The following is a 26548-nucleotide window of genomic DNA, read 5'->3' as shown; positions in this document are numbered from 1 at the left end:
CACGGAATGAGCATGTTCGAGACAGTCCTCGTGGCCAACCGGGGCGAGATCGCCGTCCGCGTCATCCGCACGCTGCGCTCCCTCGGCGTCCGCTCGGTGGCCGTCTTCTCCGACGCGGACGCCGACGCCCGGCACGTGCGCGAGGCCGACACGGCCGTGCGCCTCGGCCCGGCGCCCGCGAGCGAGAGCTACCTCTCGGTGGAGCGCCTCCTCGCCGCGGCCGCCGCGTCCGGCGCCCGGGCGGTCCACCCCGGCTACGGCTTCCTGGCGGAGAACGCCGCCTTCGCGCAGGCCTGCGCGGACGCCGGGCTCGTCTTCATCGGGCCGCCCGCCGCGGCGATCGACCTGATGGGCGACAAGATCCGCGCCAAGGAGACCGTGCGCGCGGCCGGGGTCCCCGTGGTGCCCGGCTCCTCGGGCAGCGGCCTCAGCGACGCCCAGCTCACCGCCGCCGCGCGGGAGATCGGCACCCCGGTCCTGCTCAAGCCGTCCGCGGGCGGCGGCGGCAAGGGCATGCGCCTGGTCCGCGACGCCGCGCTGCTCGGCGAGGAGATCGCCGCCGCACGACGCGAGGCGCGCGCCTCCTTCGGCGACGACACCCTGCTCGTCGAGCGCTGGGTCGACCGCCCCCGGCACATCGAGATCCAGGTCCTCGCCGACGCCCACGGCAACGTGGTGCACCTCGGCGAGCGCGAGTGCTCCCTCCAGCGCCGCCACCAGAAGATCATCGAGGAGGCGCCCAGCGTCCTGCTCGACGAGCACACGCGCGCCGCGATGGGTGCCGCCGCCGTCGAGGCCGCGCGCTCCTGCGGCTACGTCGGCGCGGGCACGGTCGAGTTCATCGTCCCCGGCAGCGACCCGTCCTCGTACTACTTCATGGAGATGAACACCCGTCTCCAGGTGGAGCACCCGGTCACCGAGCTGATCACGGGACTCGACCTGGTGGAGTGGCAGCTGCGGGTCGCGGCGGGCGAGCCGCTGCCCTTCGCGCAGGACGACATCACGCTGACCGGGCACGCGGTGGAGGCCCGCGTCTGCGCCGAGGACCCGGCCCGCGGCTTCCTGCCCTCCGGCGGCACGGTCCTGCTGCTCCGCGAGCCCTCCGGCGACGGCGTGCGCACGGACTCCGGCCTCAGCGAGGGCACGGAGGTCGGCAGCCTGTACGACCCGATGCTGTCGAAGGTCATCGCGTACGGCCCGGACCGGGCGACGGCCCTGCGCAAGCTGCGCGCGGCGCTCGCGGAGACGGTGATCCTGGGCGTGCCGACCAACACCGGCTTCCTGCGGCGGCTGCTCGCCCATCCGGCGGTGGTGGCCGGGGACCTGGACACGGGCCTGGTGGAGCGGGAGGCCGAGGGGCTTGTCGCCTCGGAGGTACCGGTTGAGGTGTACGAAGCCGCGGCGCTGGCACGTATCCCCCACCCCGCCCCTTCCCGAAACCGGGGCTCCGCCCCGGACCCCGCTCCTCAGGCGCCGGAGGGGCTGAATTCGTGGGTCGACCCCTTCTCCGTACCCAACGGGTGGCGCCTCGGCGGCGAGGCCGCGTGGACCGTGCACCACCTCCGGGTACCGGGACACGACCCGGTCGTCGTCCGCACCCGGCTCACCGCCGAAGGCGATGTCGAGGTCGACCATGGGGGGTCCAGGGGGCGCAGCTCCCTGGTTGCGGGAAGGGGCGGGCTTGGGGAGCCCCCGGCAGGGCCCCACCGGTTCCACCGCGCCGGAACGTGGCTCGGCCGGGACGGCGACGCCTGGGAGGTCCGGGACCACGACCCGGTGGAGGCCGCGCTCACCGGCGCGGCCCACGCGGGCGCGGACGCGCTGACCGCCCCGATGCCCGGCACCGTCACCGTCGTCAAGGTCACCCCCGGCGACCGCGTGGCGGCGGGCCAGAGCCTGCTCGTCGTGGAGGCGATGAAGATGGAGCACGTCATCTCCGCGCCGCACGCGGGCACCGTCACCGAGCTCGACGTCACCCCGGGCACCACGGTCGCCATGGACCAGGTCCTGGCCGTGGTCGTGCCCGACGAGACCGTCGAGGAGGCCTCATGACCGCCCCCGGCCTGCCCATGGCCGTCCCCGCCCCGGGCCTGCCCGCCCGGGTCCGCATCCACGAGGTCGGCGCCCGCGACGGCCTCCAGAACGAGAAGGCGACGGTCCCCACCGAGGTCAAGGCGGAGTTCGTGCACCGCCTGGCCGACGCGGGCCTGACCACCGTCGAGGCCACGAGCTTCGTGCACCCCAAGTGGGTGCCCCAACTGGCGGACGCCGAGCGGCTCTTCCCGCTGCTCGGCGACATCGAGGGCGTGCACCTGCCGGTCCTGGTCCCCAACGACCGCGGCCTGGACCGCGCGCTCGCGCTCGGCGCCCGCCGCGTCGCCGTGTTCGCCAGCGCCACCGAGTCCTTCGCCAAGGCCAATCTGAACCGCACGGTGGACGAGGCCCTGGCGATGTTCGAGCCGGTGGTGGCCCGCGCCAAGGCGGCACAGGCCGCGCACGACCGCGTCCACGTGCGCGGCTACCTCTCCATGTGCTTCGGCGACCCCTGGGAGGGCCCGGTCCCCGTCTCCCAGGTCGTCCGCGTCTGCAAGGCGCTCATGGACATGGGCTGCGACGAGCTGAGCCTCGGCGACACCATCGGCGTGGCCACACCGGGCCACGTCCAGGCGCTGCTCGCCGCGCTCAACGAACAGGGCGTGCCGACGGACCGGATCGGCGTGCACTTCCACGACACGTACGGCCAGGCCCTCGCCAACACCCTCGGCGCGCTCCAGCACGGCGTGACCACCGTCGACGCCTCCGCGGGCGGCCTCGGCGGCTGCCCCTACGCGAAGAGCGCCACCGGCAACCTCGCCACCGAAGACCTCGTGTGGATGCTGCACGGCCTCGGCATCGAGACCGGGGTCGACCTCGGCCGCCTCACCGACACCAGCGTGTGGATGGCCACCCAGTTGGGCCGACCGAGCCCGTCCCGCACCGTGCGTGCCCTCTCCCACAAGGAGCCGTGATCTCCATGGACCACCACCTCTCCCCAGAGCACGAGGAACTCCGGCGCACCGTCGAGGCGTTCGCGAACGACGTGGTCGCCCCGAAGATCGGCGACTACTACGAGCGGCACGAGTTCCCGTACGAGATCGTGCGCGAGATGGGCCGCATGGGCCTGTTCGGCCTGCCGTTCCCGGAGGAGTACGGCGGCATGGGCGGCGACTACCTGGCGCTCGGCATCGCCCTGGAGGAGCTGGCGCGGGTCGACTCCTCCGTCGCGATCACCCTGGAGGCGGGCGTCTCGCTGGGCGCGATGCCGCTGCACCTCTTCGGCACCGACGAGCAGAAGCGCACCTGGCTGCCGCGGCTGTGCTCGGGCGAGCTGCTCGGCGCGTTCGGGCTCACCGAGCCCGGCGCGGGCTCGGACGCGGGCGGCACCCGCACGACGGCGCGCCTGGACGAGGCCACCGGGGAATGGGTCATCAACGGCACGAAGTGCTTCATCACCAACTCCGGCACCGACATCACGGGCCTGGTCACGGTCACGGCCGTCACCGGCCGCACCGACACGGGCAAGCCGCTGATCTCCTCGATCATCGTGCCGTCCGGGACGCCGGGCTTCACGGTGGCGGCGCCGTACTCGAAGGTCGGCTGGAACGCGTCGGACACCCGGGAGCTGTCCTTCGCGGACGTGCGCGTGCCGAAGGCCAACCTCCTCGGCGAGCAGGGCCGCGGCTACGCCCAGTTCCTGCGCATCCTCGACGAGGGCCGCGTCGCCATCGCCGCGCTCGCGACGGGGCTCGCGCAGGGCTGCGTGGACCAGTCCGTGAAGTACGCCAAGGAGCGGCACACCTTCGGGCGGCCGATCGGCTCCAACCAGGCCATCCAGTTCAAGATCGCCGACATGGAGATGAAGGCCCACACCTCGCGCCTCGCCTGGCGCGACGCGGCGTCCCGGCTCGTGGCCGGGGAGCCCTTCAAGAAGGAGGCGGCGCTCGCCAAGCTCTACTCCTCGACGATCGCCGTCGACAACGCCCGCGAGGCCACCCAGATCCACGGCGGCTACGGCTTCATGAACGAGTACCCCGTGGCCCGCATGTGGCGGGACTCCAAGATCCTCGAAATCGGCGAGGGCACGAGCGAGGTCCAGCGCATGCTGATCGCCCGGGAGCTGGGCCTCACGTCCTGACCCGCTCCGTGGCCGAGGTGGGGGTCGCTGCCGGACAGCAAGGAAGGTTAGGTTAACCTAAGCACGATTTCCGGCCAGGACCCCGTCAGGGGGTTCCCTACGAAAGCAGAGACCCCCATGTCCCGTCTCCCCCACCTCAGCCGCCGCGGCGTCCTCGCCGCGGGCGGTGCCCTCGGCCTCACCGCAGCCCTCGCCGCGTGCGGGGACGAGAAGGGCGGCAAGAGCAAGGGCGGCGGCGGCAAGGACGGCGGGCCCTGGTCGTTCAAGGACGACCGCGGCGAGACGGCCAAGAAGGACTCCACGCCGAAGAACATCGTCGCGTTCACCGGTGTCGCCGCCGCGCTGTTCGACTACGGCATCGAGGTGAAGGGCGTCTTCGGCCCCACCAGGACCAAGGACGGCAAGGCGGACGTCCAGGCCGGCGACATGGACATCAGCAAGCTGACGATCCTCGGCAACGCGTGGGACCAGTTCAACATCGAGAAGTACGTGGGACTCCAGCCGGATGTCCTGATCTCGACCATGTTCGACGACAAGGGAACCCTCTGGTACGTCCCCGAGGCGTCCAAGGACAAGATCCTCAAGCTCGCCCCGAGCGTCGGCGTCTCGGTGTACGACCGCCAGATGACCAAGCCCCTGGAGCGGCTGCTCGCCCTCGCCGAGTCGCTCGGCGCGGACGTGCGGGCCGACAAGGTCGTCAAGGCTAAGAAGCGCTTCGAGGCGGCGGCGGAGCGGCTGCGCAAGGCCGCCAAGTCCCGCCCCGAGATCAAGGTCCTGGTGGGCTCCGCGAGCGCGGACGTCTTCTACGTCTCCGGCTCGAACCTCTCCGCCGACCTGGAGTACTTCAAGGCCCTCGGCGTGAACATCGTCGAGCCGCCGGCGCAGGCCCTGAAGGCGAGCGGCGGCTGGTTCCAGAACCTGTCCTGGGAGAACGTCGACACGTACAAGGCCGACGTCATCATGATGGACAACCGCACCTCCGCCCTCCAGCCGGACGGCCTCGCGGACCAGAAGCCCACCTGGGGCAAGCTGCCCGCGGTGAAGGCCGGGCAGGTCATCCCGCGCGTGACGGAGCCGATCTTCTCCTACGCCAAGTGCGCGCCGATCCTGGAGGACCTCGCCGAGGCGATCGAGAAGGCCAAGAAGGTCTCCTGACCCGACGCCCGGACGGGGCCCGCACCCGGATGCGGGCCCGCCCCCGGACCGCGTCCACCCTCGGTCCACGCCCGGCCTCAGGCCGGGCCCCCCACCCAGAGCCGCCCCTCCGCCCCCGCGGAGCGGGCGGCTCCTGCGTATCCGCCGCCTCTCGGCCCCCTCCCGCCCCCTTGATTTAAACTTAGGTTAGGCTAACCTTAGTTAAGTGTCGCGCCCCGGATTCCTCCCCGCTGTGCCCTGCCCCCGGGGCGCGACCCCAGTCCCCTCACCTGGAGGACCGTTCATGCGCTCGCACCTGCTCACCGACACGACCACCGAGCGGTACCGCGCCTGCCTGACCGAGGGAGTCGAGCGCGTGGCCGCAGAAGTCGCCGCCGCCTCCCGGCCGTTCACCGGTGTCCAGGCCGACGACCCGTCCCCCCGCGTCGGCGCCGTCGATCTCGAAGCCCCGCTGCACGACACCGTGGCCGCCCTCGACGAGCTCGACGCGCTCTATCTGCGCGACGCGGTCTCCTTCCACCACCCCCACCACCTCGCGGGCCACGAAGGGCCGGTCGTCATCCCCGCCGTCCTCGGCGAGGCCGTGCTGTCCGCCGTGCACTCCTCGCCCGACGGCCGGGACCGGTGCGCGGGCGCCGCCCTCATCGAGCAGCGCCTCGTCGACTGGACGGCCGAGCGCGTCGGGCTCGGCCCCGCCGCCGACGGCGTGTTCACCTCCGGCAGCGAGCAGGCCGGCCTCCAGGCGCTGCTGCTCGCCCGCGAGGAGGCCGGGGCGGACGACCCGCGCGCCCTGCGCGTGTTCACGTCCGCGGCGGCCCGCCCCGGCGTCCGCAGGGCGGCGCACCTCCTCGGGCTCGGCCCCGACGCCGTCGTCGCCGTCCCCGCCGACCGGGCCGGGCGCCTGCAGGCCGTGGCGCTCGTCCGCGAGCTGGAGCGCTGCGCCCGCGAGGGCCTGGTCCCGATGGCCGTCGTCGCGACGGCGGGCACCGCGGACTTCGGCTCCGTCGACCCGCTGCCGCAGCTCGCCGAGGTGTGCGCGCACCACGGCACCTGGCTGCACGTGGACGCCACGCACGGCGGCGGGCCGCTCCTCTCGCGCACCCGGCGCCACCTCCTCGACGGCATCGAGCGCGCCGACTCCGTGACGGTCGACTTCCACGCGTCCTTCTTCCAGCCCGCCGACTGCTCCGTGCTCCTCGTCCGCGACGCGGCGACGCTGCGGCACGCGGCGGACCCCGCGGACCAGCTCGACCCGCGCCGCGCCGCGTGGGAACGCGCCCCCGGCCGGGCCGGGACGGCCCTGCGCGGCACCCGCCGCTTCGACGCCCTGAAACTCTGGCTGACGCTGCGCGTCATGGGCGCGGACGCCCTCGGCGACCTCGTCGACGAGGTCTGCGCGAGCGCCGCCCGCGGCTTCGACCTCATCGCCGCCGACCCGCGCTTCGACGTCGTCGCCGAACCCGACCTCGCCACCCTCGTCTTCCGCTACATCCCGGCCGCGATCTGCTCCCCCGCCGACATCGACCGCGCCAACCTGTACGCCCGCAAGGCCCTCTTCGCCTCCGGCGCGGCCGTGGTCACGGGCACCAGGGCGGGCGAGCGCCAGTACCTGAAGCTCGCCCTGCGCGACCCCGGGACCACGGCCGCCGACCTCGCCGCCGTGCTCGACCTGATCGCGGGCCACGCCGAGCAGTACCTGGGAGAGAGCCTTGACCGCGCCAACTGACCCCCGCGAACGGCGTCAGGAGTCCGCCGCATGAGCCCCTTCGGAACCCTCACCCTGCGTCCGCTCGACCCCTTCACGGACGCCCAGGTCATCCACCCCTGGGTGACGCACCCCCGGTCCGTCTTCTGGCCGATGTGGGGCGCGCGGCTCCACGAGGTGGAGCGGGCGTACATGCACGTCGCGGCCGAGGAGCACCACGACGCCTTCGTCGGTCTGCGCGACGGCGAGCCCGCGTTCCTGGTGGAGCGCCACGACCCGCGCCACGCCGAACCCGTCGGCTCCTACGAGCCCGAACCCGGCGACGTCGGCCTGCGCTTCCTGGTCGCCCCGGACGCGGACCGCGACCCCGGCTTCGGCCAGGCGGCGCTCACCACGGTCCTGGAGCACCTCTTCGCCGACCCCCGGACGGTACGGGTCGTCGTCGAGGCCGACGCCGCCGACCACCGCGCGCAGGAGCTCCACGAGGTCGCGGGCTTCGTCGCGGCGTACGAGGTGGAGCGGCCGGAGCAGCACGGCCTGCTCAGCCTCTGCACCCGCGAGCGGTTCGAGGCGGCCGCCGTCCGCCGGGCCGTGGCCGCCCGCCCCGCCCTGACGGCGGCACGCCCCTGAGACCGGACGGGGTTGCGGAGTACGGTCCTCCGCAACCCCGTCCCCGTACGCGGCGCCCGCGGTCGCGCTCCGTCGTGCGCGGCCGGTCAGCGCCCGGGCCAGGGCACCTGCGGCGACCGGAAGTAGCCGATGCCCAGGGCGTCCCAGCGCGGCGCCTGCTCCGCGAGCCGCGCCCGGTACGGCTCCCAGCCGTGGCTCGCGGCGGGCGACCAGCCGAGCTCGGCGATGCCGGGCAGGCGCGGGAACGCCATGTAGTCGAGGTGGGCGGTCGTCGACAGGGTCTCCGTCCACAGCGGCGCCTCGACGCCGAGGACCGCGTCGGCCGGAGCGCCCGGCAGATAGCTGCCCGGATCCCAGTCGTAGGCCCGCCGCACGTCCACGTATCCGGCCCACTTCAGGCCGAGCGGGGTGTCCTTGTCGTACTTGTGGTCGAGGTAGGAGCGGTCGGCGGGCGAGAGCACCAGGCCGGTGCCGGTGCGCGCCGCGCGCACGACCCGGTCGCGCTCGGCCTGGCCGGTGCGGTCGTAGCCCCAGTACTGCGCGACGGCGCCCGGCGCGGGCGTCGCCTCGGTGAGCTGGTGCCAGGCCAGCACGGTCTTGCCGTACTCGGCGACGATCGGCTGCACCCTGTTCATGAACGCCACGAAGTCCTCGTGGCTGGTGGAGTGCGCCTCGTCGCCCCCGATGTGGAGGTAGCGGCCCGGGGTGAGCGCGGCGAGCTCGCGGAGCACGTCGTCCACGAAGTCGTACGTGACGTCCTTGTGCACGCACAGCGAGCTGAAGCCGACCTCCGTGCCCGTGTAGAGGGGCGGGGCCACGCCGTCGCAGTTCAGCTCCGCGTAGGAGGCGAGCGCGGCGTTGGTGTGGCTCGGCATGTCGATCTCGGGGATCACTTCGAGACCCCGCGAGGCCGCGTAGGAGACGATCTCCCGGTACTGCTCCTTGGTGTAGTGGCCGCCGGGGCCGCCGCCGACCTGGGTGGAGCCGCCGTACTCCGCCAGGCGCGGCCAGGAGTCGACGGCGATGCGCCAGCCCTGGTCGTCGCTCAGGTGCAGGTGCAGCGTGTTCATCTTGTAGAGGGCCAACCGGTCGACGAAGCCCTTGACTTGGTCGACGGAGAAGAAGTGGCGGGACACGTCGAGCATGGCCCCGCGGTAGGCGTAGCGCGGCGCGTCCTCGATGGTGCCGCCCGCGACCCGCCAGGGGCCGGGCTGCGGCGAGGTCCTCTCCACGGCGGCGGGCAGCTGCTGGCGCAGCGTCTGGACGCCGTGGAAGAGGCCCGCGCCGGACCAGGAGGTGAGGGTGAGGGAGCGGCGCTCGGAGATCAGCCGGTAGCCCTCGCGGCCCAGGGCCTTGTGGTCGAAGTCGCCGAGGTCCGCGTGCCCGGCGCCGACGCGCAGCCGGATGCCGTCGCGCCCCGCGCGGTCGGTGACGGGCAGGCGGAAGCCGGTGGCGGGGCGGAGCAGCCGGGCGAGGTACTCGCCGACGCGGCGCTCCTCGGGGTGGTCGCCGACCCGGATCCGGGTCTCGGCGGTGATCTCGTAACCGGGCCCGTGCGCCTCGGCCTTCAGGGGCGCGGGGATGATCCGGCCGAGCGGAGTGGGCGCGGGAGCGGGGCGGCGTTCGCCGTCCGGCGCGACCGCCGCGGTCGACAGCCCGGCGGCGGCGATGAGGAGCAGAGAGCCGATGACACGTGTCGGTCGGTGGTCCTTTCTCACCAGCGGGTCCCTTCGACAGGCAACGCGGATGTGGTGCAGTCGAACCGTCACCATCCGTACCGCGCACCCCAGGTCGGGTCAAGGTGTAGACCACCTGACCAGGGTCGCGGTGCGAGAATCCCCCCATGGCGGAAATCATCCAGCGGGACGGGACCTGGACCTTCGACGGAGTGACGCTGCGGCTCGTGCCGGGGCGCGACAAGGGCGTTTCGCTGCTGCGCAAGACCCTGGGCGAACTCACCCTGCCCCTACAGGCCTTGGCGGGCGTCGCCTTCGAACAGGGCAAGAAGAGCGGGCGGCTGCGGCTGCGCCTGCGCGACGGCGCCGACCCGCTGCTCCAGGCGACCGCGGGCAAGCTCGCCGACTCCTCCGACCCGTACCAGCTCGCGGTGGAGCCCGACCGGTACGGCGTCGCCGAGTACGTGGTCGACGAGCTGCGCAACGCCCTGCTGCTCGAACAGGTACCGGCCGCGGGCTGTGACGCCTATCTGCTGTCGGGGCCGTCGGTGCCGCTCCAGGTCTCCGCGGGCGACGCCACCGTGAGCTTCGACGGGGAGCAGGTCCGCCTCGAGTGGAACTGGAAGACGGAGGAGGCCAAGGCCGCCGCGGGCACCCGTACGATCGCGCTCGCCGATGTCGCCGCCGTCGAGTGGCAGCCCGCGATAGGCCTGGAGAACGGCTACCTCCGCTTCACCGTGCGGAACGCGCCCACGAAGGCCCCGCCGAAGTACGACCCGAACTCGGTGGAGCTGTGGGGCTTCAAGAAGGACCCGCTGATGGCCCTCGTCGCGGCGGCCGTCCAGGCCCGGCTGCCGCACCCGGCACGCCCCGCGGCCCCGGCCCCCGCCGCGGCCCCGGAGCAGCTCGCGCCGGCCACCGCGCCCGCCCTCGCGCCCGCGCCCCCGGCCGAGGACGATCACGACGCGCTGCTGCGGCGGCTGCGCGAGCTGGGCGAGCTGCACCGGAGCGGGATCCTCACGGACGAGGAGTTCACGGCGGCCAAGCAGGCGGTCCTGAAGCGGATGTGACCCCGGGGACACCCGGCGAAGCAGCGGCGCACCCCGAATCCGCCAGCAATCGAGCGAATCCTGCCCGATTCCGGGCAGGATTCTTGCACAAGGACCCTGCGTAATCCAGGATCGTCGGGTGCACGAAGACCTTGTCGATCACCTGACGCGCTCCACCCAGCTCCAGCGCGGCGAAGCGCTCCGGGTGATCCAGGACGTGCTCGCGTACTTCGACGAGACGACCGAGGCGTACGTCCGCCGCCGCCACCGCGAACTCCAGGGTCAGGGCCTGGTGAACGCGGAGATCTTCGAGCGGATCGCGGCGGACCTGCGCTACCGCGCCGTGGCCCCGCCCGAGCTCTCGCTCAGGCAGCTGCGCCGCATCGTCTACGGCTAGACCATCCCCACCACACCCAAGGGACCCTTATGTGCGGAATCGTCGGATATATCGGCAAGCGTGACGTCGCCCCGCTCCTCCTGGAGGGCCTCCAGCGCCTGGAGTACCGCGGCTACGACTCCGCGGGCGTCGTCATCACCGGCCCCAAGGCCACCGGCCTGAAGATGGTCAAGGCCAAGGGCCGCGTGCGCGATCTGGAGGCCCGTGTCCCCAAGCGCTTCACCGGCACCACCGGCATCGCCCACACCCGCTGGGCCACCCACGGCGCCCCCTCCGACGAGAACGCCCACCCCCATCTCGACACCGAGAACAAGGTCGCCGTCGTCCACAACGGCATCATCGACAACGCCACCGAGCTGCGCGCCAAGCTGCTCGCCGACGGCGTGGAGTTCCGCTCCGAGACCGACACCGAGGTGATCACCCACCTCATCGCGCGCTCGCAGGCCGAGACCCTGGAGGAGCGGGTCCGCGAGGCCCTGCGCCACATCGAGGGCACGTACGGCATCGCCGTCATGCACGCCGACTTCAACGACCGCATCGTGGTCGCCCGCAACGGCTCGCCCGTCGTCCTCGGCATCGGCGAGAAGGAGATGTTCGTCGCCTCGGACGTCGCCGCGCTCGTCTCCCACACCCGCCAGGTCGTCACCCTCGACGACGGCGAGATGGCCACCCTCAAGGCCGACGACTACCGCACGTACACCACCGAGGGCTCCAGCACCCAGGCCTCGCCGACCACCGTGGAGTGGGAGGCCGAGTCGTACGACATGGGCGGCCACGACACGTACATGCACAAGGAGATCTTCGAGCAGGCCGACGCCGTGGACCGCGTCCTGCGCGGCCGCATCGACGACCGCTTCTCCACCGTGCACCTCGGCGGCCTGAACCTGGACGCCCACGACGCCCGCAAGGTCCGGCGCGTGAAGATCCTCGGCTGCGGCACCTCGTACCACGCGGGCATGATCGGCGCCCAGATGATCGAGGAGCTGGCCCGCATCCCCGCCGACGCCGAGCCCGCCTCCGAGTTCCGCTACCGCAACGCGGTCGTCGACCCCGACACCCTGTACGTGGCCGTCTCCCAGTCCGGTGAGACGTACGACGTGCTCGCGGCCGTGCAGGAGCTCAAGCGCAAGGGCGCCCGCGTCTTCGGCATCGTCAACGTGGTCGGCTCCGCGATCGCCCGCGAGGCGGACGCGGGCGTGTACGTGCACGCGGGCCCCGAGGTCTGCGTCGTCTCCACCAAGTGCTTCACCAACACCACCGTCGCCTTCGCGCTGCTCGCCCTGCACCTGGGCCGCATCCGGGACCTGTCGGTCGCCGACGGCAAGCGGATCATCGCGGGCCTGCGGCAGCTGCCCGCGCAGATCGAGCAGATGCTGGCGCGCGAGGACGAGATCCAGAAGCTGGCGCAGGAGTTCGCCGAGGCCAAGTCGATGCTGTTCATCGGCCGGGTGCGCGGCTACCCGGTGGCCCGCGAGGCCTCCCTCAAGCTCAAGGAGGTCTCCTACATCCACGCCGAGGCCTACCCCGCGTCCGAGCTGAAGCACGGCCCGCTCGCCCTGATCGAGCCCGCCCTGCCGACGGTCGCGATCGTGCCCGACGACGACCTCCTGGAGAAGAACCGGGCCGCCCTGGAGGAGATCAAGGCCCGCAGCGGCAAGATCCTCGCGGTCGCCCACCAGGAGCAGGAGAAGGCCGACCACACCATCGTCGTCCCGAAGAACGAGGACGAGCTGGACCCGATCCTCATGGGCATCCCGCTCCAGCTCCTCGCCTACCACACGGCCCTGGCGCTCGGCCGGGACATCGACAAGCCGCGCAACCTGGCGAAGTCCGTCACCGTCGAGTAGGCCCCGCACGAGTGAGTGGCCCCCCGCGCGTGCCACCAAGCACACGGGGGGCCACTCCTTCAGGAACCGGGGTCGCCCATTACCCCGGCCCGTGCCTGCCTCAGCCGGTGGCCGTCACCCCCCGGCCGGCAGGACGCCGGGGGTCCGCGGGAGGCCGCGGTGGGAAGTCGCTGTGCTGCGGCGCCCCGGCGACCGGTATGTACCCTTCACAAGGGCACGAACCACCTCTACGCACGAGTAGATTTATGCGCCGCGACACGGAAGTTGACGCCGCGACACCCTCATCCCACCTGGGACGGAGGGGCGTTACGGAATGACGACGACGGGCCGTTGCGCACGGCGCGCGAGACGGCCCGCGACGGAGCCGAAGATGCGCCCCACGATGCCGTGCGTCGAGCCGACGACGATGGCGTCCGCGGAGTACTCCCGGCCGACCTCTTCGAGCTCGTGGCAGATGTCGCCACCGCGCTCGACGAGGATCCAGGGCACTTCCGACAGATAGTCCGCGCAGGCCAGTTCCAGACCGAGGACCTCGGTGCGGTGGTCGGGGACGTCGACGAAGACCGGTGGCTCACAGCCCGCCCAGACGGTGGTGGGCAGCCGGTTGGCGACGTGGACGATGATCAGGCCGGAGCCGGAGCGGTGCGCCATGCCGATCGCGTAGGCGAGGGCCCGCTCGCTGGACGTCGAGCCGTCGAAGCCGACGACGACGCCGTGCCGGAAGGCCGGATCGCAGGAGTGACGTGGTTCTTCCGCCGCTTGGGGGGTCGTCGTCGGATCGGCGACCTGCCGCTTGCGGTCCGCGGGTTCGGAGAATTCGTGACCGGCCATCGGTGTCTCGGCGAAGGAGTCCTCTGTGGGAGGGTCGGCTCTGTCCAGGTGCTGCGGCGCCCGTGGTGCGGGGCCGTGGATCGGGTCGTGCGCGGATTCCCGGGTGGAGTACGGGGAGCGGGTCGAGCGCGGAGCTGTGCGGGTCGGGCCCTGCGACCTTCGGCGGACACGGGCCGTCACCGGACGCGTGTCCGGGAATCATCTTCCCAACCCCTTACCCCCAAGGGTACGGCGACACTCCTCTCCTGCCCAGGTCCCGGCCGGGGGTCTCCCGGGCCGCGACGGCGGCTGCCGCCGCCCGCCCGGGGCCTCGGTGCGGCCTCCGCACGGCCTCGCGGCGTTCACCGGAGCATGCATGAGCGGGGCCCGGATGGCAATGGCAGCTGCCCCGTACAGGCGGTTTGCGCCCGGTTCGCACGCACTGGCCCCTTCCGGCCAGTGACCGGCCGCATGGCCACGCGTTGAACCCTTGAAACCACTCTTTCGGAGACATCCCCAGGAACAGACACCACGTGCGAAACCACCGCCACAGGGAGTACGCCGTGCCAGGACCGATCACCGCCGCCCCAGTCGCCGCACCGACCACCCGCCGCCGCGCTCCCGAGGGGGCGCACGAGCGCCGGGGCCCCGGGACCACCGGGCCTCTGGGCGCCGAGACCCCGGGGACGGTCCCGCAGGAGTCGGCGAGCGACGTGGTGCGCTGGGCCGCGTTCTCCTGCGTCCTCGTCCCGGTCGTGCTCGTCGGGTACGGGACCTCGCTGGCCGGGGCCGCCGGATCGGCCCTCGGGCTCGCGGCCGTCACGGGGGTGTGCCGGGTGCTGTTGAGGCAGTCCGAGCGGGGGGCCGAGCGGGCCCGCGTCGAGCGGCGTCCCGCCCCGGCCGGGCGCCGGGCGGGAGCGGCTCCGGGGGCGCGCCGGGGCGGACGGCACGCGGGGCCGAACGCGCCGGTGGACTGACCGATTCCGGCGCACTCCCCCATACGTTTTCAGCCAACTTCCGGCTGGTCCGCATTCCCTGGCCGAACGGGGGGTCAACCCACGTCCCACCAGGGGTGAAAGGAGCGTAGAAGGCATCCGCACCCTACGTTGACCGGCCACTGAGACGAGGCGCACTTCCCTGCACGGCCCGTGAGTGCGACGCTTCGTGATCGAATGCTTCACGCCAAGTTGCCATGTCGACAATGCGCCGAGTGCTGAACTGGTCACGGCAGCGTCACACGACGCAGTAGATTCGATCTTGACTGTAGTACGGCGGGGGACTGGTGGAGGACCGAGGGGAAACGTGCAGGAGCGACAGGTCCAGCAAGCACGTCAAGAACAGGGAGCCGCGACGACCGAGGGGGGCTTAGCGCCATGAGCCACGACTCCACTGCCGTGCAGGAAGCTGCGGCGCGCAAACTCTCCGGGCGGCGCCGTCGGGAAATCGTCGCGGTGCTGCTCTTCAGCGGTGGTCCCATCTTCGAGAGTTCCATACCACTCTCCGTGTTCGGCATTGACCGGCAGGACGCGGGAGTGCCCCGGTACCGGCTGCTCGTATGCGCCGGCGAGGAGGGGCCGCTGCGCACCACCGGCGGGCTCGAACTCACCGCGCCGCACGGCCTGGAGGCCATCGCGCGCGCCGGCACCGTCGTCGTCCCGGCCTGGCGGTCGATCACGTCGCCGCCGCCGCTGGAGGCACTCGACGCGCTGCGCCGGGCACACGAAGAAGGGGCCCGCATCGTCGGTCTGTGCACCGGCGCGTTCGTCCTCGCGGCGGCCGGTTTACTGGACGGCCGCCCGGCGACGACGCACTGGATGTACGCGCCGACGCTCGCCAAACGATATCCGTCCGTCCACGTCGACCCGCGCGAGCTGTTCGTCGACGACGGGGACGTCCTGACGTCGGCCGGAACCGCGGCCGGAATCGATCTCTGTCTGCACATCGTGCGCACGGACCACGGCAACGAGGCGGCGGGCGCGCTCGCCCGCAGGCTCGTCGTGCCGCCGCGCCGCGCGGGCGGCCAGGAGCGCTACCTGGACAGGTCGCTCCCGGAGGAGATCGGCGCCGACCCGCTGGCCGAGGTCGTCGCCTGGGCGCTCGAACACCTCCACGAGCAGTTCGACGTGGAGACGCTCGCCGCACGCGCCTATATGAGCCGCCGCACCTTCGACCGGCGCTTCCGCTCACTGACGGGAAGCGCTCCCCTGCAGTGGCTGATCACCCAGCGGGTGCTCCAGGCGCAGCGGCTCCTGGAGACCTCGGACTACTCCGTGGACGAGGTCGCCGGGCGCTGCGGCTTCCGCTCGCCCGTCGCGCTGCGCGGCCACTTCCGGCGCCAGCTCGGTTCCTCGCCCGCCGCCTACCGCGCCGCGTACCGGGCGCGCAGGCCGCAGAACGAGCGCGGTCTGGACGGTGCCGCCGGGGCGACCGGCGGCCCGATGGCCATGCCCAGCGCGCCCGCCGTGGTCCCGGCGGCGGACGGGATGGGCGGGTCCGGCGGTCCGGGAGGGCCGGGCGGCCAGGGCGGGCACGGTTCCGTGCCGGGCCCGAATCCGGGCATGCCCCCGGGTCCGGTACCGGCCCAGACCCGGCGCACGGCGGCGGCGAGCGCCTTCGGGGCCTCGGCGTCCCTGGCCATGGACGCGGGCAAGCAGACCGCCGATGCGTACGCGCAGGGACGCACGCCGCTCCCCGGCCAGAGGAGCGCGCCGTAGGGTTGGGCGCATGAACGATCGCATGGTGTGGATCGACTGCGAGATGACCGGGCTCTCGCTGACGGATGACGCACTTATCGAGGTGGCCGCCCTGGTCACCGACTCGGAACTGAACGTGCTCGGCGAAGGTGTGGACATCGTGATCCGCCCGCCGGACGGAGCCCTGGAGACCATGCCCGAGGTGGTGCGGCAGATGCACACCACTTCGGGACTCCTCGACGAGCTGTCCGGCGGCACCACGCTGGCCGCCGCCGAGGAGCAGGTCCTCGACTACATCCGCGAGCACGTGAAGGAACCCCGCAAGGCCCCGCTGTGCGGCAACTCGGTCGGCACGGACCGCGGCTTCCTGCTGCGGGACATGCCCACCCTGGAGAACTTCCTGCACTACCGGATCGTCGACGTCTCCTCGATCAAGGAGCTCGCCCGGCGCTGGTACCCGCGGGCGTACTTCAACAGCCCGGACAAGAACGGCAACCACCGGGCCCTCGCCGACATCCGCGAATCCATCGCCGAGCTGCGCTACTACCGCGAGGCGATCTTCGTCCCGCAGCCGGGCCCCGACTCGGACACGGCGAAGTCGATCGCGGCGAAGCACGTCCTGCCCGCACGCTAGGCGGCCCGGAAGGGCCTGGTGGACGGGGTCGGAAGAAGGGGTGCGCGAGCACCCCTTCGGACCCTGTACACTTTTTCTCGGCCGGTCAGAAGAAAGACAAAAGATCGGCTCATGGTGGGTGTAGCTCAGTTGGTAGAGCACCTGGTTGTGGTCCAGGTGGCCGCGGGTTCAAGTCCCGTCACTCACCCTGATGATCAAGGGCCCGACCTGCGAAAGCAGGCCGGGCCCTTGTCGTTCCCCCGGGGCCCGGGAACACCACGGCAACCCGACCGTGGTTTCCGCGACCCGCCCCTCGGCGAGATCACCCCGTCCCCTCCACGCCGCCGTCGCCAGCCCTGGTGGCCCCGCTCGGCGCCGTCGGCGCGCTGACGGGGTGGCCGGTGCAGCGACCGGCCTGATCGTCCTGTTCATCCGCTGACGCGCGGCCCCCTCCGTCTTCGGACGGCGGGCGCCTTCGTCGTACCCGTTCAGTGCAGCGCTGCGATCGCGCGAAGGATGAGGCCGCGGGCCTCAGCACCGTAGACGGCCATGCTCCGCAGGCGTTCGAACGTCTTCACGTATTGGTTGACCTCGGAGGGCTGGGTGACACGTACCTCGGCCGACACGAGTTCCATGGCCACCAGCTTGTCGTCGTAGATGTGGAACGTCTCCTCCGGCCAGTGCGTCCGCTCGCTGCCCGTGGGGATGATGCCGAGGGAGACGGCGGGCAAGGCCCCCGCAGTGAGCAGGTAGCCGAGCTGGGCGGCCATGGCTTCTGCTCCAGCGATCCGGTAGCGCAGGACGGACTCTTCGATCACCGCCACGAAGCGATGCCCCGGCTCGTGGATGAGGCGGGAGCGCTCGATGCGTGCGCGCGCGGCTTCCACGCTGTCGTCCACAGCAAGGTCGTTGGAGTCCGCAGCGATACGGAGCACTGCAGTCGCGTACCCCTCGGTCTGGAGCAGGCCGGGGACGAGGCCGGAGGAGTACACGCGGAACAGCTCGGTGCCGCGGAAGAACTGGACCCGGCTCTCCTGGATGTGCCGGAGCCCGGATCGGACCTGGTCGCGCCACTGTTGGTACAGCGTCTCGGCGTTGATGGACTGGACGATCAGGTCTTGGGCCTGATCGCTACGGCCGGTGGCAACGCACCAGCGGCGGATGTCGTTCGCTGATGGCCCGGTGAGGGCGTTCTCGATCCGGGACGTCTTGGAGTGGTGCCAGTCGCACGCGGCAGCCAGTTGTACGAGCGTCATCCCGGCCTCCTTGCGGAGGGTGCGGAGCTGCCGGGCGACAGTTTCGCGCGCGGCCTGGGCCGACGAGGAAGGGGAGACGGACATGGGCTGGCTGCGGGTGCTTCCTGGTCAGTCGATTCGGTAGTCGTCGTGCGGTATGGCTCGTTCCCACACCGCCGCGAAGGCGTCCCCGCACAGCTTGGCGACAGCGGGGTCCTCCGAGATCTCGTGTCCGACCAGCGCACCGTCGCCCGAGAAGTAGCCCCAGCGGACGATACGGTCGTCGAAGAGCCAGAAGTCGTTGCCGGGCAGGCAGAGGGACGAGGTCCGGCGGCGGGGCAGCCAGCGCACTTCCTCACCTGCGTGCGTGTTGACCATGGTGGAAGCGTGCTCGTACCGGATGTAGTCGGATACGGGTTCGGACACGATGCGGGCGCGTCGCACAGCGACTCCTCGGGCGACGGCCCGAGTGACGAGGTCGACCCAGGGCGCCCAGTCCTCCGAGGAGGGGTCGGTGTCGAGCTTGCCGGTCTCCAGCCAGGTACGGAAGTCGTCGGCTTCGGCAGCGACACCGTACTGGTCCCGCATCTCCAGGTGCACCGCAGTCCGTGTGCAGCCGTCCATCAGCTCAGTGATCGTCGGCTCGCTGAAGGACATCGCACGCCTCCCTGATCATGTCGATCATCCTCGCAGGAATTCGGACCACGGCTTCATCGTCCGGGATGCCGACGGAGTGGCCGGACACCTCGAAGGCGGCGCATTCAGCCTGGAGTTCGGGGGTCGGCTCCCACCCCTGGAAGACGAGTTCCCGCTTCTCCTGGTCGACCCACACGGTGGGGCTGTCGGCGGTTTTGGTGTCGGGGTCGATCCCGATGAACAGTAACGGCACGGCTCCTCCGTCAGCAGCGTGTGCATTTCTCTGCGTCACGGTTGCGGTCAGGTGGGCTCCAGGTCAAGGGTGCGGGTAGGACTCAGAGGTGCTGTGGGCAGATGCCTGCACAGATCTGCACAGGCCTGGCAGTCGGCTCCGGCGCGCTCCTAGCGTTGAAAGACACAGCAAAGATCCCGGCGACCGTGTGACCGGCCCCGGGGCGTGGCCGACCAGCAAGGAGTCGAGATGGGCGAGAGTACGGTCCCCGTGCCAGCGCCGAGAAGCAGCGCCCGAGCACAGGTGCCCTCGCAGGCGGAGAACCGGTTGATCGCCGACTGGCTGGCCCGGGCCCATCCCTTGCCGGGCCGGGCCCGGCGGGAGTGGTCGGACGCCTACGTCGCGATGATCCCGCTCGGGCGACGCTTCGACGCCGTACGCGTACCCGCGCAGCGGATCCACGCCGCGGTCGCCAGCGAGGAGCCCGCCACGGTGGCCGCGGCCCTGCGGGACTGGCTGGGCGGCCCGGTGATCCGGGACCTGCGCAGCCCTGCGGGCGCGTACTACTTCCTGGTGACGCCAGGCGCGGAGTGGGAAGGGCCGGAGGAACGCCTGAGCACGGGCACCTTCCTCGGGGTGCCGCGTGTGGGGCACATCGCGTACCTCATGACCTGGGTGGTGCCGCCGGAGCATCCCGGGAACCTGTGCGACACCGCCGTCCTGCGCACGCTGCTCGCCACGGCCGACCCGCTGCGAACGGTGGGCCGACCATGACCGGCCCCGACGACCACGAGACCCGCCAGGAACCCAGGGGCCCGTACGAGGCCTACCGCGAGCACCTGAACACCTGCCCCCGCCGGCACTTCGGCATCCTCACCGACTGCCCCGAAGGTGCGCGGCTGCACGCCGCCTGGATCGAAGGCAGCCGCACGGCCACCGCGCCCGCGGGCCCGGCCGCAGGAGGCCAGGATGCCTGAGCCCAAGCCGGTGGTACTGCTCGCCGCCCTCCCCCAGCTCGACACACTCGACGCGGCGCAGCTGTCCGGTAGCGCCTGCGTCTGGTGCGAGTACGAGTTCCATCCCGGAGAGGGGATCGACCTCGGCAGCCCCGGCCCCTTCCGGCCGCACGGCTGCCTGGACTGCTGCGAGGTCAGGACGAACTCCCTGACGACCTACCTCGCCTGGTACGACCACGAGGTCCGGTGCCGCCGGTGCCCGTACGGCCCGTGCGAACCAGGCCAGGCCCTCGGCACGAACCACCTGGCCGTACGGGAACAGGCAGGCCACCCGGCGATACGCTGCGCCGCCTGCCAGGCCCCCATCACCCCCGGCCAGCCCCTGCGCCCGCACTTCTGGCGAGAAGAACCCTGGCCGATGTTCGGCTACCTCCACGCACGCGACTGCCCCGGCCCCCGCCTCAGGACGACGCGCGGGCGATCAGCTCCGTCGGCAGGACGATCCGGGGGCGGGCGAGGCGGCGGGCCGCCGGCGGGCGGGGCTCGGCGATCTCGGTGAGCAGGACGTCCGTCATCGTGCGGCCCATCTCCACTATGGGCTGGCGCACACTCGTCAGGGGCGGATCCATGTGGCGGGCGATCGCCGAGTCGTCGAAGCCGACCAGAGCCACGTCGTCCGGTATGCGGCGGCCCGCCCGGCGCAGGACCTGACGCGCGCCCGCCGCCATCACGTCCGACGCCGCGAAGACCGCGTCCAGGTCCGGCCTGCGCGCCAGCAGCTCCGCCATCGCCCGCCGACCGCCCTCCTCGGTGAAGTCGGCGAGCGCCGTCAGGGCCTCGTCCGGCTCGTGCCCGGCCTCCGCCAGGGCGTCGCGGTAGCCGTCGAGACGCCGCTGGGCCCCGTACACATCGAGGCGGCCCGTGATCGTGGCTATCCGGCGGCGGCCCCGGGCCACCAAATGGGTGACGGCGGCGCGGGCCCCCGCGAAGTTGTCGGAGTCCACCGAGGCCAGCGGCTCGTCCGCGCGGCGGCGGCCGCTGATCACCGCCGGTATCCCCAGCTGCTGCAGCAGATCCGGCAGCGGGTCGTCCGCGTGCACCGACACAAGCAGGACGCCGTCCACCCGGTGCGCCGACAGATACTGCGCGAGGCGGCGGCGCTCCCGGTCGCCGCCCGCGAAGGTCAGCAGGAGCTGCAGATCGGTGTCCGCGAGCGCGGCCCCCACGCCGTGGATGATGTCCGAGAAGTAGGGCTCGGCGAAGAACCGCGACTCGGGCTCGGGCACGACCACGGCGATCGAGTCCGTACGGTTCGCGGCGAGCGCCCGGGCCGCCGTGTTCGGCACATAGCCCAGCTCGGCGACGGCCTCCTCCACGGCGGCGCGGGTGTGCGCACTCACCCGGGGCGAGCCGTTGATCACCCGGGACACCGTCCCCCGGCCGACACCCGCCCGCGCGGCCACCTCTTCCAGCGTGGGCCGCCCCCCGCTGCGCCCCTTGGGCTGACGACTCCCCATCAGTGCCTCCCCACGACGCGAAATCTAACAGCCGGGCCCCGGCCACCAGCGACGGCGCCGACGGCCCGCAACTCCCGCCGTCCGGTGCCTTGACACCCCCGCAACGAGCCGTAACCCTTCAAGGCATCAAATATGGGAGCGCTCCCACCCTACTCGGCTCTTTCACGATCCGCACGCTCCGGCCGAGCCGCCCCTCTCCAACTCGTCACTCCCACAGGGCAGTTGGCCGACAGGCGGCGCGGCGGAGCACTAGGAGGACACCATGCGCCACAGCAGAAGCCGCAGGACGCATGACCGGACTCGCTACAGGACTCGAACGCCCCGTACGGCCCTGGTGCTCGCGGCCGTCGCCGCGCTCGCCGGCGGAGCGCTCACCGGCTGCGCGGCGGACTCCGACGACCCGGGCACCGGCGGTTCCTCCGGCGGCGGGGGCGGAGGCGGCAAGGGGAAGACGACCCTGACCATCGGCGTGTTCGGCGCCTTCGGCCTCCAGGAGGCCGGGCTTTACGCGGAGTACGAGCGGCTCCACCCGGACATCGACATCAAGCAGAACTCCGTCCAGCGCAACGAGAACTACTGGCCCGCGCTGCTCACCCATCTGAGCAGCGGCAGCGGCCTGTCCGACATCCAGGCCGTGGAGGTCGGCAACGTCGCCGAGCTGACCGGCAGCCACGCGGACGAGCTGGTGGACCTCGGCAAGGCCCCCGGCGTCGACAAGGGCGCCTACCTCGGCTGGAAGTGGAAGCAGGGCACCACCGAGGACGGCAGGACCGTCGCGCTCGGCACCGACATCGGCCCGACCGGCATCTGCTACCGCAAGGACCTGTTCAAGAAGGCCGGCCTGCCCACGGACCGGGAGGCCGTCGGCAGGCTGTGGGCCGGGGACTGGGACAAGTACCTCCGGGCGGGCGAGCGCTTCAAGGCGAAGGCGCCCGAGGGCACCGCCTTCGTGGACGGCGCGACGGGCGTGATGGCCGCCGTGCACGCCTCCGGCACGCAGAAGTTCTACGACGCCGACGGCAAGCTCGTCTACAAGGACAGCCCCGCGGTCAAGGAGGGCTGGGACCTCGCGGCGCGGTTCGCCGAGGCCGGGCTCACCGCGAAGCTCCAGCAGTTCCAACCCAGTTGGGACCAGGCCTTCGCCAATGGCTCCTTCGCCACGGTGACCTGCCCGCCCTGGATGCTCGGCTACATCAAGGACAAGGCGGGCGCCGACGCGAAGGACCAGTGGGACGTCGCCGCCGCGCCGAAGCCCGGCAACTGGGGCGGCTCCTTCCTCACCGTGCCCGAGGCGGGCGAGCACAAGGAGGAGGCGGCGAAGCTCGCGGCCTGGCTGACCGCGCCGAAGCAGCAGGCCAAGCTGTTCGACGAGCGGGCCAGCTTCCCGAGCGCCAGCGCGGCCTACGACCTGCCCGCGGTGAAGGACGCCAAGAACCCCTACTTCGGCGACGCGCCCGTGGGCCGGATCTTCTCCCGGGCCGCCGAGGGCGTGCCCGTCCAGCCCATCGGCCCCAAGGACGGGATCATCTCCCAGTACCTGGCGGACACCGGGATGCTCGGCGTCGACCAGAAAGGCACCTCCCCCGACAAGGCCTGGGGCAGGGCCGTGAAGACCATCGACAACGCGCTGGACCAGTGACGCGGTGATGGACCTTCCGAGTGACTCCCGGACGGCCGTGTCCGCCGCCCCCGCGGCGGACACGGCCCGGGACGCGCGCCGCCGGGCGCGGCGCAGCCGCCTCTACCGCTGGGACGTGCGGTTCAGCCCCTACGCCCTCATCGCGCCGTTCTTCCTCTTCTTCGTCGCCTTCGGGCTCTTTCCGCTCCTCTATACGGGGTGGGCCTCGCTGCACCGGGTGGAGCTCGGCGCGCCCACCGACATGGAGTGGGTGGGCCTGCGCAACTTCTCGCGGCTGCTCGACGACGACTTCTTCTGGAACGCGCTGCGCAACACCTTCACCATCGGTCTCCTCTCCACCGTGCCGCAGCTCCTGATGGCGCTCGGGCTCGCCCATCTGCTCAACTACCGGCTGCGCGGCTCCATGTTCTTCCGGGTCGCGATCCTCACCCCCTACGCCACGTCCGTGGCCGCGGCGACGCTCGTGTTCGTGCTCATGTTCAGCAGGACGGACCACGGGCTGATCAACTGGGGGCTCGGGCTCGTCGGGATCGACGCCGTGGACTGGCAGAACGGCGACTGGACGGCGCAGCTCGCGGTGTCCGCCATCGTGATCTGGCGGTGGACCGGCTACAACGCGCTGATCTACCTCGCCGCGATGCAGGCGATTCCGCACGATCTGTACGAGTCGGCGGCGCTCGACGGGGCGAGCCGCCGGCAGCAGTTCCTGCACGTGACGGTGCCGTCGCTGCGGCCCACGATCCTGTTCACCTGCGTGGTGTCGACGATCGGGGCGACGCAGCTGTTCGGTGAGCCGCTCCTTTTCAGTCAGGGGGCGAGCCCCACGGGTGGCTCGGACCACCAGTTCCAGACGCTCGGTCTGTATCTGTACGAGCAGGGCTGGTTCAACCAGCACCTCGGGCGGGCCTCGGCGATCGCCTGGACCATGTTCCTCATCCTCGTGCTGATCGGCCTGCTCAACTGGGCGGTCGGCCGGTGGATCCGCAAGAGCGCGTGAGGGGATGACATGACCGACGTGACGCAGACGCGCCGCGCACCGCGCACCGGCGGGTCCGGGACAGGTCCGATGCGGCGCGGGCGCGGCCCGGGTAAGCGCGGCGCCGGACGGCAGCTGCACGGCGGGAAGCTGACGTACGCCGTCCTGGTGCTCTTCACCATCGGGTCGCTCTTCCCGCTGGTGTGGACGGCGATCGCCGCGTCCCGGACCAATACGCGGCTCGCCCAGACACCGCCGCCGTTCTGGTTCGGCGGGAATCTCTTCAAGAACCTCAAGATCGCCTGGACCGACGCCAACATGGGCACCGCCCTGCTGAACACGCTGGTGGTGGCGGGCACGATCACCATCGGCACGGTGCTCTTCTCCACCCTCGCGGGCTTCGCCTTCGCCAAGCTGCGGTTCCGCTTCCGGGGTCTGCTGCTGCTTCTGGTGATCGGCACGATGCTGGTGCCGCCGCAGCTCAGTGTCGTACCGCTGTTCATGATGATCGCCGAGTTCGGGTGGACCGATCAGCTGCAGTCGGTGATCCTGCCGACGCTGGTCAGCGCCTTCGGGGTGTTCTTCATGCGGCAGTACCTCATCGAGGCGCTGCCCACCGAGCTGATCGAGGCGGCGCGGGTGGACGGGGCGAGCAGCCTGCGCCTGATCTGGCACGTGGTCTTCCCCGCGGCGCGGCCCGCGATGGCCGTCCTGTCCATGCTGACCTTCGTCATGGCGTGGAACGACTTCTTCTGGCCGATCATCGCGCTCACCCAGGGCGGCGAGCCCACCGTGCAGGTCGCCCTCGCCGGGCTCGGCCGGGGGCAGATCCCCGACCAGTCCGTGATCATGGCGGGCGCGCTGCTCGGCACGCTGCCGCTGCTCCTCGCCTTCGTCCTGTTCGGCAAGCAGATCGTGGGCGGGATCATGCAGGGCGCCGTCAAGGGGTGAGCCCGCGCCCTGCCGTCCCGCCACTCCTCCATCCGTACGAATCCTGGGAGCGCTTCCATGCCCGATGCGAACCTGCGGTTTCCCCCCGGCTTCCTGTGGGGTGCCGCGACCGCCGCGTACCAGATCGAAGGGGCCGCGCGGGAGGACGGCAGGACCCCGTCGATCTGGGACACCTTCAGCCACACGCCGGGCAAGGTGCTCGGCGGCGACACCGGGGACGTCGCCTGCGACCACTACCACCGGTGGCGCGAGGACGTGCGGCTCCTGGCGGACCTCGGGCTCAAGGCCTACCGCTTCTCGGTGTCCTGGCCCCGGGTGCAGCCCACCGGGCGCGGGCCCGCCGTGCGGCGCGGCCTCGACTTCTACCGCGCGCTGGTCGACGAGCTGCTCGCGCACGGCATCACGCCGATGGTCACGCTCTACCACTGGGACCTGCCCCAGGAGCTGGAATCGGCCCTGCCCGGCGGGGGCCCGGCGGGCGGCGGCTGGCCGGAGCGGGACACCGCCGAGCGCTTCGCGGAGTACGCCGGGGTCGTCGCCGGGGCGCTCGGCGACCGCGTGGAGCTGTGGACGACCCTCAACGAGCCCTGGTGCAGCGCCTTCCTGGGCTACGGCTCGGGGGTGCACGCCCCCGGGCGCACCGACCCCGCGGCCGCTCTGCGCGCGGCCCACCACCTCAACCTCGCGCACGGCCTCGGCGTCCGGGCGCTGCGCGCGGCCCTGCCCGCCCGCGCCCGGATCGGGGTGAGCCTCAATCCGAGCGCGGTGCGCCCGCTCACCTCCTCGCCCGCCGATCTGGACGCGCGGCGCCGGATCGACGCGCTCGCCAACCGGGTCTTCACCGGGCCGATGCTGCGCGGCGCGTACGACGACGACCTGCTCGCGGACACCGCGCGGGTCACGGACTGGGCCTTCGTGCGCGACGGGGACCTGGCCGTCACGCGGCAGCCGCTGGACTTCCTCGGCATCAACTACTACTCCCCCGCTGTCGTGTCGGCCGCCTCCCCCTCCGGTGCCCCGCGCCACGACGGGCACGGGGGCAGCGACCACTCCCCCTGGCCGGGCGCGGACTCCCTGGTCTCCTTCCACCGCGCCCCCGGCGAACTCACCGCCATGGACTGGCCGGTGGACCCCACGGGGCTGAAGGACCTGCTCCTCGACTACACCGCCCAGGCCCCCGGGGTTCCGCTCTACGTGACGGAGAACGGCGCCGCCTACGACGACAAGCCCGAGGGCGGGGCCGTCCACGACCCCGACCGGGTGCGCTATCTGCACGGACACCTGTCCGCCGTGCACGCCGCGATCCGGGAGGGCGCCGACGTCCGGGGCTACTTCCTGTGGTCGCTCATGGACAACTTCGAGTGGGCGTACGGCTACAGCAAGCGCTTCGGCGCGGTGTACGTCGACTACGAGACGCAGCGGCGCACGCCCAAGTCGAGCGCCCGCTGGTACGCGAAGGTCGCGGCGAGCGGTGAGCTGCCGCAGGCCGTGGCCGAGGGGTGAACGGATGCGTGCCCCGGCCGGAGGGGGGTGGCCGGGGCACGCGTTCCCGTGGGGGGATCCGCACTGCACGTTAGCCCTGCTCCGAGGCGCCGAAGCGGCCCTTATGCCGGACTTAAGGAAGGCATCGGGAATGGTTAAGCCCGGACTTGGCCCG

General features: G+C 72.0%; 24 protein-coding genes and 1 tRNA gene. 19 read left to right on the top strand and 6 right to left on the bottom strand.

Annotation, left to right across the window (positions count from 1 at the left end; genetic code table 11):
• Nucleotides 1-12 precede the first annotated feature (12 nt).
• The 6 genes from AC5WAM_RS25945 to AC5WAM_RS25920 all read left to right on the top strand — a co-directional run bounded on the left by AC5WAM_RS25945 (nucleotide 13) and on the right by AC5WAM_RS25920 (nucleotide 7664).
• A complete protein-coding gene (locus AC5WAM_RS25945) occupies nucleotides 13-2052 on the top strand; it encodes an acetyl/propionyl/methylcrotonyl-CoA carboxylase subunit alpha (protein WP_495518954.1) in 2040 nt (679 codons plus the stop codon).
• Nucleotides 2049-3008, top strand: coding sequence for a hydroxymethylglutaryl-CoA lyase (locus AC5WAM_RS25940; RefSeq protein ID WP_495518953.1), 960 nt, complete (start codon nucleotides 2049-2051; stop codon nucleotides 3006-3008). Before AC5WAM_RS25945 ends, AC5WAM_RS25940 begins: the two co-directional genes overlap by 4 nt.
• Before the next feature lie 5 nt (nucleotides 3009-3013).
• Complete coding sequence (locus tag AC5WAM_RS25935) at nucleotides 3014-4174, top strand: acyl-CoA dehydrogenase family protein (RefSeq protein WP_495518952.1); 1161 nt, start codon at nucleotides 3014-3016, stop codon at nucleotides 4172-4174.
• 117 nt (nucleotides 4175-4291) lie between these two features.
• Nucleotides 4292-5329 (top strand): ABC transporter substrate-binding protein, encoded by a 1038-nt coding sequence (locus AC5WAM_RS25930; protein WP_366792707.1) that lies wholly within the window; start codon nucleotides 4292-4294, stop codon nucleotides 5327-5329.
• Nucleotides 5330-5612: 283 nt separating this feature from the next.
• Entirely contained in the window at nucleotides 5613-7055 is a 1443-nt protein-coding gene (locus AC5WAM_RS25925) for a pyridoxal phosphate-dependent decarboxylase family protein (protein WP_495518951.1), read from the top strand.
• 30 nt (nucleotides 7056-7085) lie between these two features.
• Nucleotides 7086-7664: a GNAT family N-acetyltransferase gene (locus AC5WAM_RS25920; protein ID WP_366792709.1), complete on the top strand. Its 579-nt coding sequence runs from the start codon at nucleotides 7086-7088 to the stop codon at nucleotides 7662-7664.
• Nucleotides 7665-7750: 86 nt separating this feature from the next.
• Here AC5WAM_RS25920 and AC5WAM_RS25915 read toward each other — a convergent pair whose 3' ends face one another.
• Nucleotides 7751-9382, bottom strand: coding sequence for a beta-N-acetylhexosaminidase (locus AC5WAM_RS25915; RefSeq protein WP_495518950.1), 1632 nt, complete (start codon nucleotides 9380-9382; stop codon nucleotides 7751-7753).
• A gap of 125 nt (nucleotides 9383-9507) precedes the next feature.
• Here AC5WAM_RS25915 and AC5WAM_RS25910 point away from each other — a divergent pair, with 125 nt between their 5' ends.
• From AC5WAM_RS25910 to glmS, 3 genes are all read left to right on the top strand, one after another.
• A complete protein-coding gene (locus AC5WAM_RS25910; RefSeq protein WP_366792711.1) occupies nucleotides 9508-10410 on the top strand; it encodes a DUF4429 domain-containing protein in 903 nt (300 codons plus the stop codon).
• Between the two features lie 118 nt (nucleotides 10411-10528).
• Nucleotides 10529-10786, top strand: coding sequence for a hypothetical protein (locus tag AC5WAM_RS25905; protein WP_172383958.1), 258 nt, complete (start codon nucleotides 10529-10531; stop codon nucleotides 10784-10786).
• A 29-nt stretch (nucleotides 10787-10815) separates the two neighbouring features.
• A complete protein-coding gene (gene glmS, locus AC5WAM_RS25900; protein WP_366792712.1) occupies nucleotides 10816-12633 on the top strand; it encodes a glutamine--fructose-6-phosphate transaminase (isomerizing) in 1818 nt (605 codons plus the stop codon).
• Between the two features lie 306 nt (nucleotides 12634-12939).
• On the opposite strand, the gene AC5WAM_RS25895 is transcribed toward glmS, so the two are convergent.
• Nucleotides 12940-13464: a universal stress protein gene (locus tag AC5WAM_RS25895; protein WP_030681921.1), complete on the bottom strand. Its 525-nt coding sequence runs from the start codon at nucleotides 13462-13464 to the stop codon at nucleotides 12940-12942.
• 644 nt (nucleotides 13465-14108) lie between these two features.
• Between AC5WAM_RS25895 and AC5WAM_RS25890 the strand changes: the two genes are divergently transcribed.
• The 4 genes from AC5WAM_RS25890 (at nucleotide 14109) to AC5WAM_RS25875 (ending at nucleotide 16957) form a co-directional block, all read left to right on the top strand.
• Nucleotides 14109-14420 (top strand): hypothetical protein, encoded by a 312-nt coding sequence (locus tag AC5WAM_RS25890; RefSeq protein ID WP_366792754.1) that lies wholly within the window; start codon nucleotides 14109-14111, stop codon nucleotides 14418-14420.
• Between the two features lie 396 nt (nucleotides 14421-14816).
• Nucleotides 14817-16157 carry a helix-turn-helix domain-containing protein gene (locus AC5WAM_RS25885; RefSeq protein ID WP_495518949.1) on the top strand — a complete coding sequence of 447 codons (1341 nt, stop codon included), beginning with the start codon at nucleotides 14817-14819 and terminating at the stop codon, nucleotides 16155-16157.
• Nucleotides 16158-16167: 10 nt separating this feature from the next.
• Nucleotides 16168-16770, top strand: a complete 603-nt coding sequence (gene orn / locus AC5WAM_RS25880) for an oligoribonuclease (RefSeq protein ID WP_366792714.1) — start codon at nucleotides 16168-16170, stop codon at nucleotides 16768-16770.
• Between the two features lie 114 nt (nucleotides 16771-16884).
• Nucleotides 16885-16957 (top strand) — tRNA-His (locus AC5WAM_RS25875).
• A 280-nt stretch (nucleotides 16958-17237) separates the two neighbouring features.
• Here the strand turns inward: AC5WAM_RS25875 and AC5WAM_RS25870 are convergent.
• From AC5WAM_RS25870 to AC5WAM_RS25860, 3 genes are read right to left on the bottom strand one after another with little or no spacing between them, the layout of a single operon-like run.
• Entirely contained in the window at nucleotides 17238-18089 is an 852-nt protein-coding gene (locus AC5WAM_RS25870) for a helix-turn-helix domain-containing protein (RefSeq protein ID WP_366792715.1), read from the bottom strand.
• A gap of 24 nt (nucleotides 18090-18113) precedes the next feature.
• The gene (locus AC5WAM_RS25865) at nucleotides 18114-18641 is read right to left on the bottom strand and encodes a DUF6879 family protein (protein WP_495518948.1); all 528 of its coding nucleotides are present in this window, start codon (nucleotides 18639-18641) and stop codon (nucleotides 18114-18116) included.
• Nucleotides 18613-18873 carry a hypothetical protein gene (locus AC5WAM_RS25860; RefSeq protein WP_366792717.1) on the bottom strand — a complete coding sequence of 87 codons (261 nt, stop codon included), beginning with the start codon at nucleotides 18871-18873 and terminating at the stop codon, nucleotides 18613-18615. Before AC5WAM_RS25860 ends, AC5WAM_RS25865 begins: the two co-directional genes overlap by 29 nt.
• Nucleotides 18874-19122: 249 nt before the next feature.
• On the opposite strand from AC5WAM_RS25860, the gene AC5WAM_RS25855 reads away from it, so the two are divergent.
• Both AC5WAM_RS25855 and AC5WAM_RS25850 read left to right on the top strand, forming a co-directional pair.
• Nucleotides 19123-19626, top strand: coding sequence for a hypothetical protein (locus AC5WAM_RS25855; protein WP_366792718.1), 504 nt, complete (start codon nucleotides 19123-19125; stop codon nucleotides 19624-19626).
• A complete protein-coding gene (locus tag AC5WAM_RS25850; RefSeq protein ID WP_366792719.1) occupies nucleotides 19623-19829 on the top strand; it encodes a hypothetical protein in 207 nt (68 codons plus the stop codon). The genes AC5WAM_RS25855 and AC5WAM_RS25850 overlap by 4 nt, the downstream gene beginning before the upstream one ends.
• A 440-nt stretch (nucleotides 19830-20269) precedes the next feature.
• On the opposite strand, the gene AC5WAM_RS25845 is transcribed toward AC5WAM_RS25850, so the two are convergent.
• Entirely contained in the window at nucleotides 20270-21325 is a 1056-nt protein-coding gene (locus tag AC5WAM_RS25845; RefSeq protein ID WP_366792720.1) for a LacI family DNA-binding transcriptional regulator, read from the bottom strand.
• Between the two features lie 262 nt (nucleotides 21326-21587).
• Here AC5WAM_RS25845 and AC5WAM_RS25840 point away from each other — a divergent pair, with 262 nt between their 5' ends.
• Genes AC5WAM_RS25840 through AC5WAM_RS25825 form a run of 4 tightly spaced genes read left to right on the top strand, consistent with a single transcriptional unit; the run spans nucleotide 21588 to nucleotide 26394 of the window.
• Nucleotides 21588-22964, top strand: a complete 1377-nt coding sequence (locus AC5WAM_RS25840) for an ABC transporter substrate-binding protein (protein WP_495518947.1) — start codon at nucleotides 21588-21590, stop codon at nucleotides 22962-22964.
• Nucleotides 22965-22971: 7 nt separating this feature from the next.
• Entirely contained in the window at nucleotides 22972-23961 is a 990-nt protein-coding gene (locus tag AC5WAM_RS25835) for a carbohydrate ABC transporter permease (RefSeq protein ID WP_495518946.1), read from the top strand.
• Nucleotides 23962-23970: 9 nt separating this feature from the next.
• Entirely contained in the window at nucleotides 23971-24891 is a 921-nt protein-coding gene (locus AC5WAM_RS25830) for a carbohydrate ABC transporter permease (RefSeq protein WP_495518945.1), read from the top strand.
• 57 nt (nucleotides 24892-24948) lie between these two features.
• Nucleotides 24949-26394 carry a GH1 family beta-glucosidase gene (locus AC5WAM_RS25825; protein ID WP_495518944.1) on the top strand — a complete coding sequence of 482 codons (1446 nt, stop codon included), beginning with the start codon at nucleotides 24949-24951 and terminating at the stop codon, nucleotides 26392-26394.
• The last annotated feature ends 154 nt before the right edge of the window (nucleotides 26395-26548 follow it).

It is taken from the genome of Streptomyces sp. JLYT201 (assembly GCF_059448825.1).
This window is presented reverse-complemented; position numbering and strand designations above follow the sequence as displayed.

Coding starts and splice junctions, on each gene's coding strand:
- AC5WAM_RS25945 (WP_495518954.1), top strand. CDS start 13: ATGTTCGAGACAGTCCTCGTGGCCAACCGGGGCGAGATCGCCGTCCGC.
- AC5WAM_RS25940 (WP_495518953.1), top strand. CDS start 2,049: ATGACCGCCCCCGGCCTGCCCATGGCCGTCCCCGCCCCGGGCCTGCCC.
- AC5WAM_RS25935 (WP_495518952.1), top strand. CDS start 3,014: ATGGACCACCACCTCTCCCCAGAGCACGAGGAACTCCGGCGCACCGTC.
- AC5WAM_RS25930 (WP_366792707.1), top strand. CDS start 4,292: ATGTCCCGTCTCCCCCACCTCAGCCGCCGCGGCGTCCTCGCCGCGGGC.
- AC5WAM_RS25925 (WP_495518951.1), top strand. CDS start 5,613: ATGCGCTCGCACCTGCTCACCGACACGACCACCGAGCGGTACCGCGCC.
- AC5WAM_RS25920 (WP_366792709.1), top strand. CDS start 7,086: ATGAGCCCCTTCGGAACCCTCACCCTGCGTCCGCTCGACCCCTTCACG.
- AC5WAM_RS25910 (WP_366792711.1), top strand. CDS start 9,508: ATGGCGGAAATCATCCAGCGGGACGGGACCTGGACCTTCGACGGAGTG.
- glmS (WP_366792712.1), top strand. CDS start 10,816: ATGTGCGGAATCGTCGGATATATCGGCAAGCGTGACGTCGCCCCGCTC.
- AC5WAM_RS25895 (WP_030681921.1), bottom strand. CDS start 13,464: ATGGCCGGTCACGAATTCTCCGAACCCGCGGACCGCAAGCGGCAGGTC.
- AC5WAM_RS25885 (WP_495518949.1), top strand. CDS start 14,817: ATGAGCCACGACTCCACTGCCGTGCAGGAAGCTGCGGCGCGCAAACTC.
- orn (WP_366792714.1), top strand. CDS start 16,168: ATGAACGATCGCATGGTGTGGATCGACTGCGAGATGACCGGGCTCTCG.
- AC5WAM_RS25870 (WP_366792715.1), bottom strand. CDS start 18,089: ATGTCCGTCTCCCCTTCCTCGTCGGCCCAGGCCGCGCGCGAAACTGTC.
- AC5WAM_RS25865 (WP_495518948.1), bottom strand. CDS start 18,641: ATGTCCTTCAGCGAGCCGACGATCACTGAGCTGATGGACGGCTGCACA.
- AC5WAM_RS25850 (WP_366792719.1), top strand. CDS start 19,623: ATGACCGGCCCCGACGACCACGAGACCCGCCAGGAACCCAGGGGCCCG.
- AC5WAM_RS25845 (WP_366792720.1), bottom strand. CDS start 21,325: ATGGGGAGTCGTCAGCCCAAGGGGCGCAGCGGGGGGCGGCCCACGCTG.
- AC5WAM_RS25840 (WP_495518947.1), top strand. CDS start 21,588: ATGCGCCACAGCAGAAGCCGCAGGACGCATGACCGGACTCGCTACAGG.
- AC5WAM_RS25835 (WP_495518946.1), top strand. CDS start 22,972: ATGGACCTTCCGAGTGACTCCCGGACGGCCGTGTCCGCCGCCCCCGCG.
- AC5WAM_RS25830 (WP_495518945.1), top strand. CDS start 23,971: ATGACCGACGTGACGCAGACGCGCCGCGCACCGCGCACCGGCGGGTCC.
- AC5WAM_RS25825 (WP_495518944.1), top strand. CDS start 24,949: ATGCCCGATGCGAACCTGCGGTTTCCCCCCGGCTTCCTGTGGGGTGCC.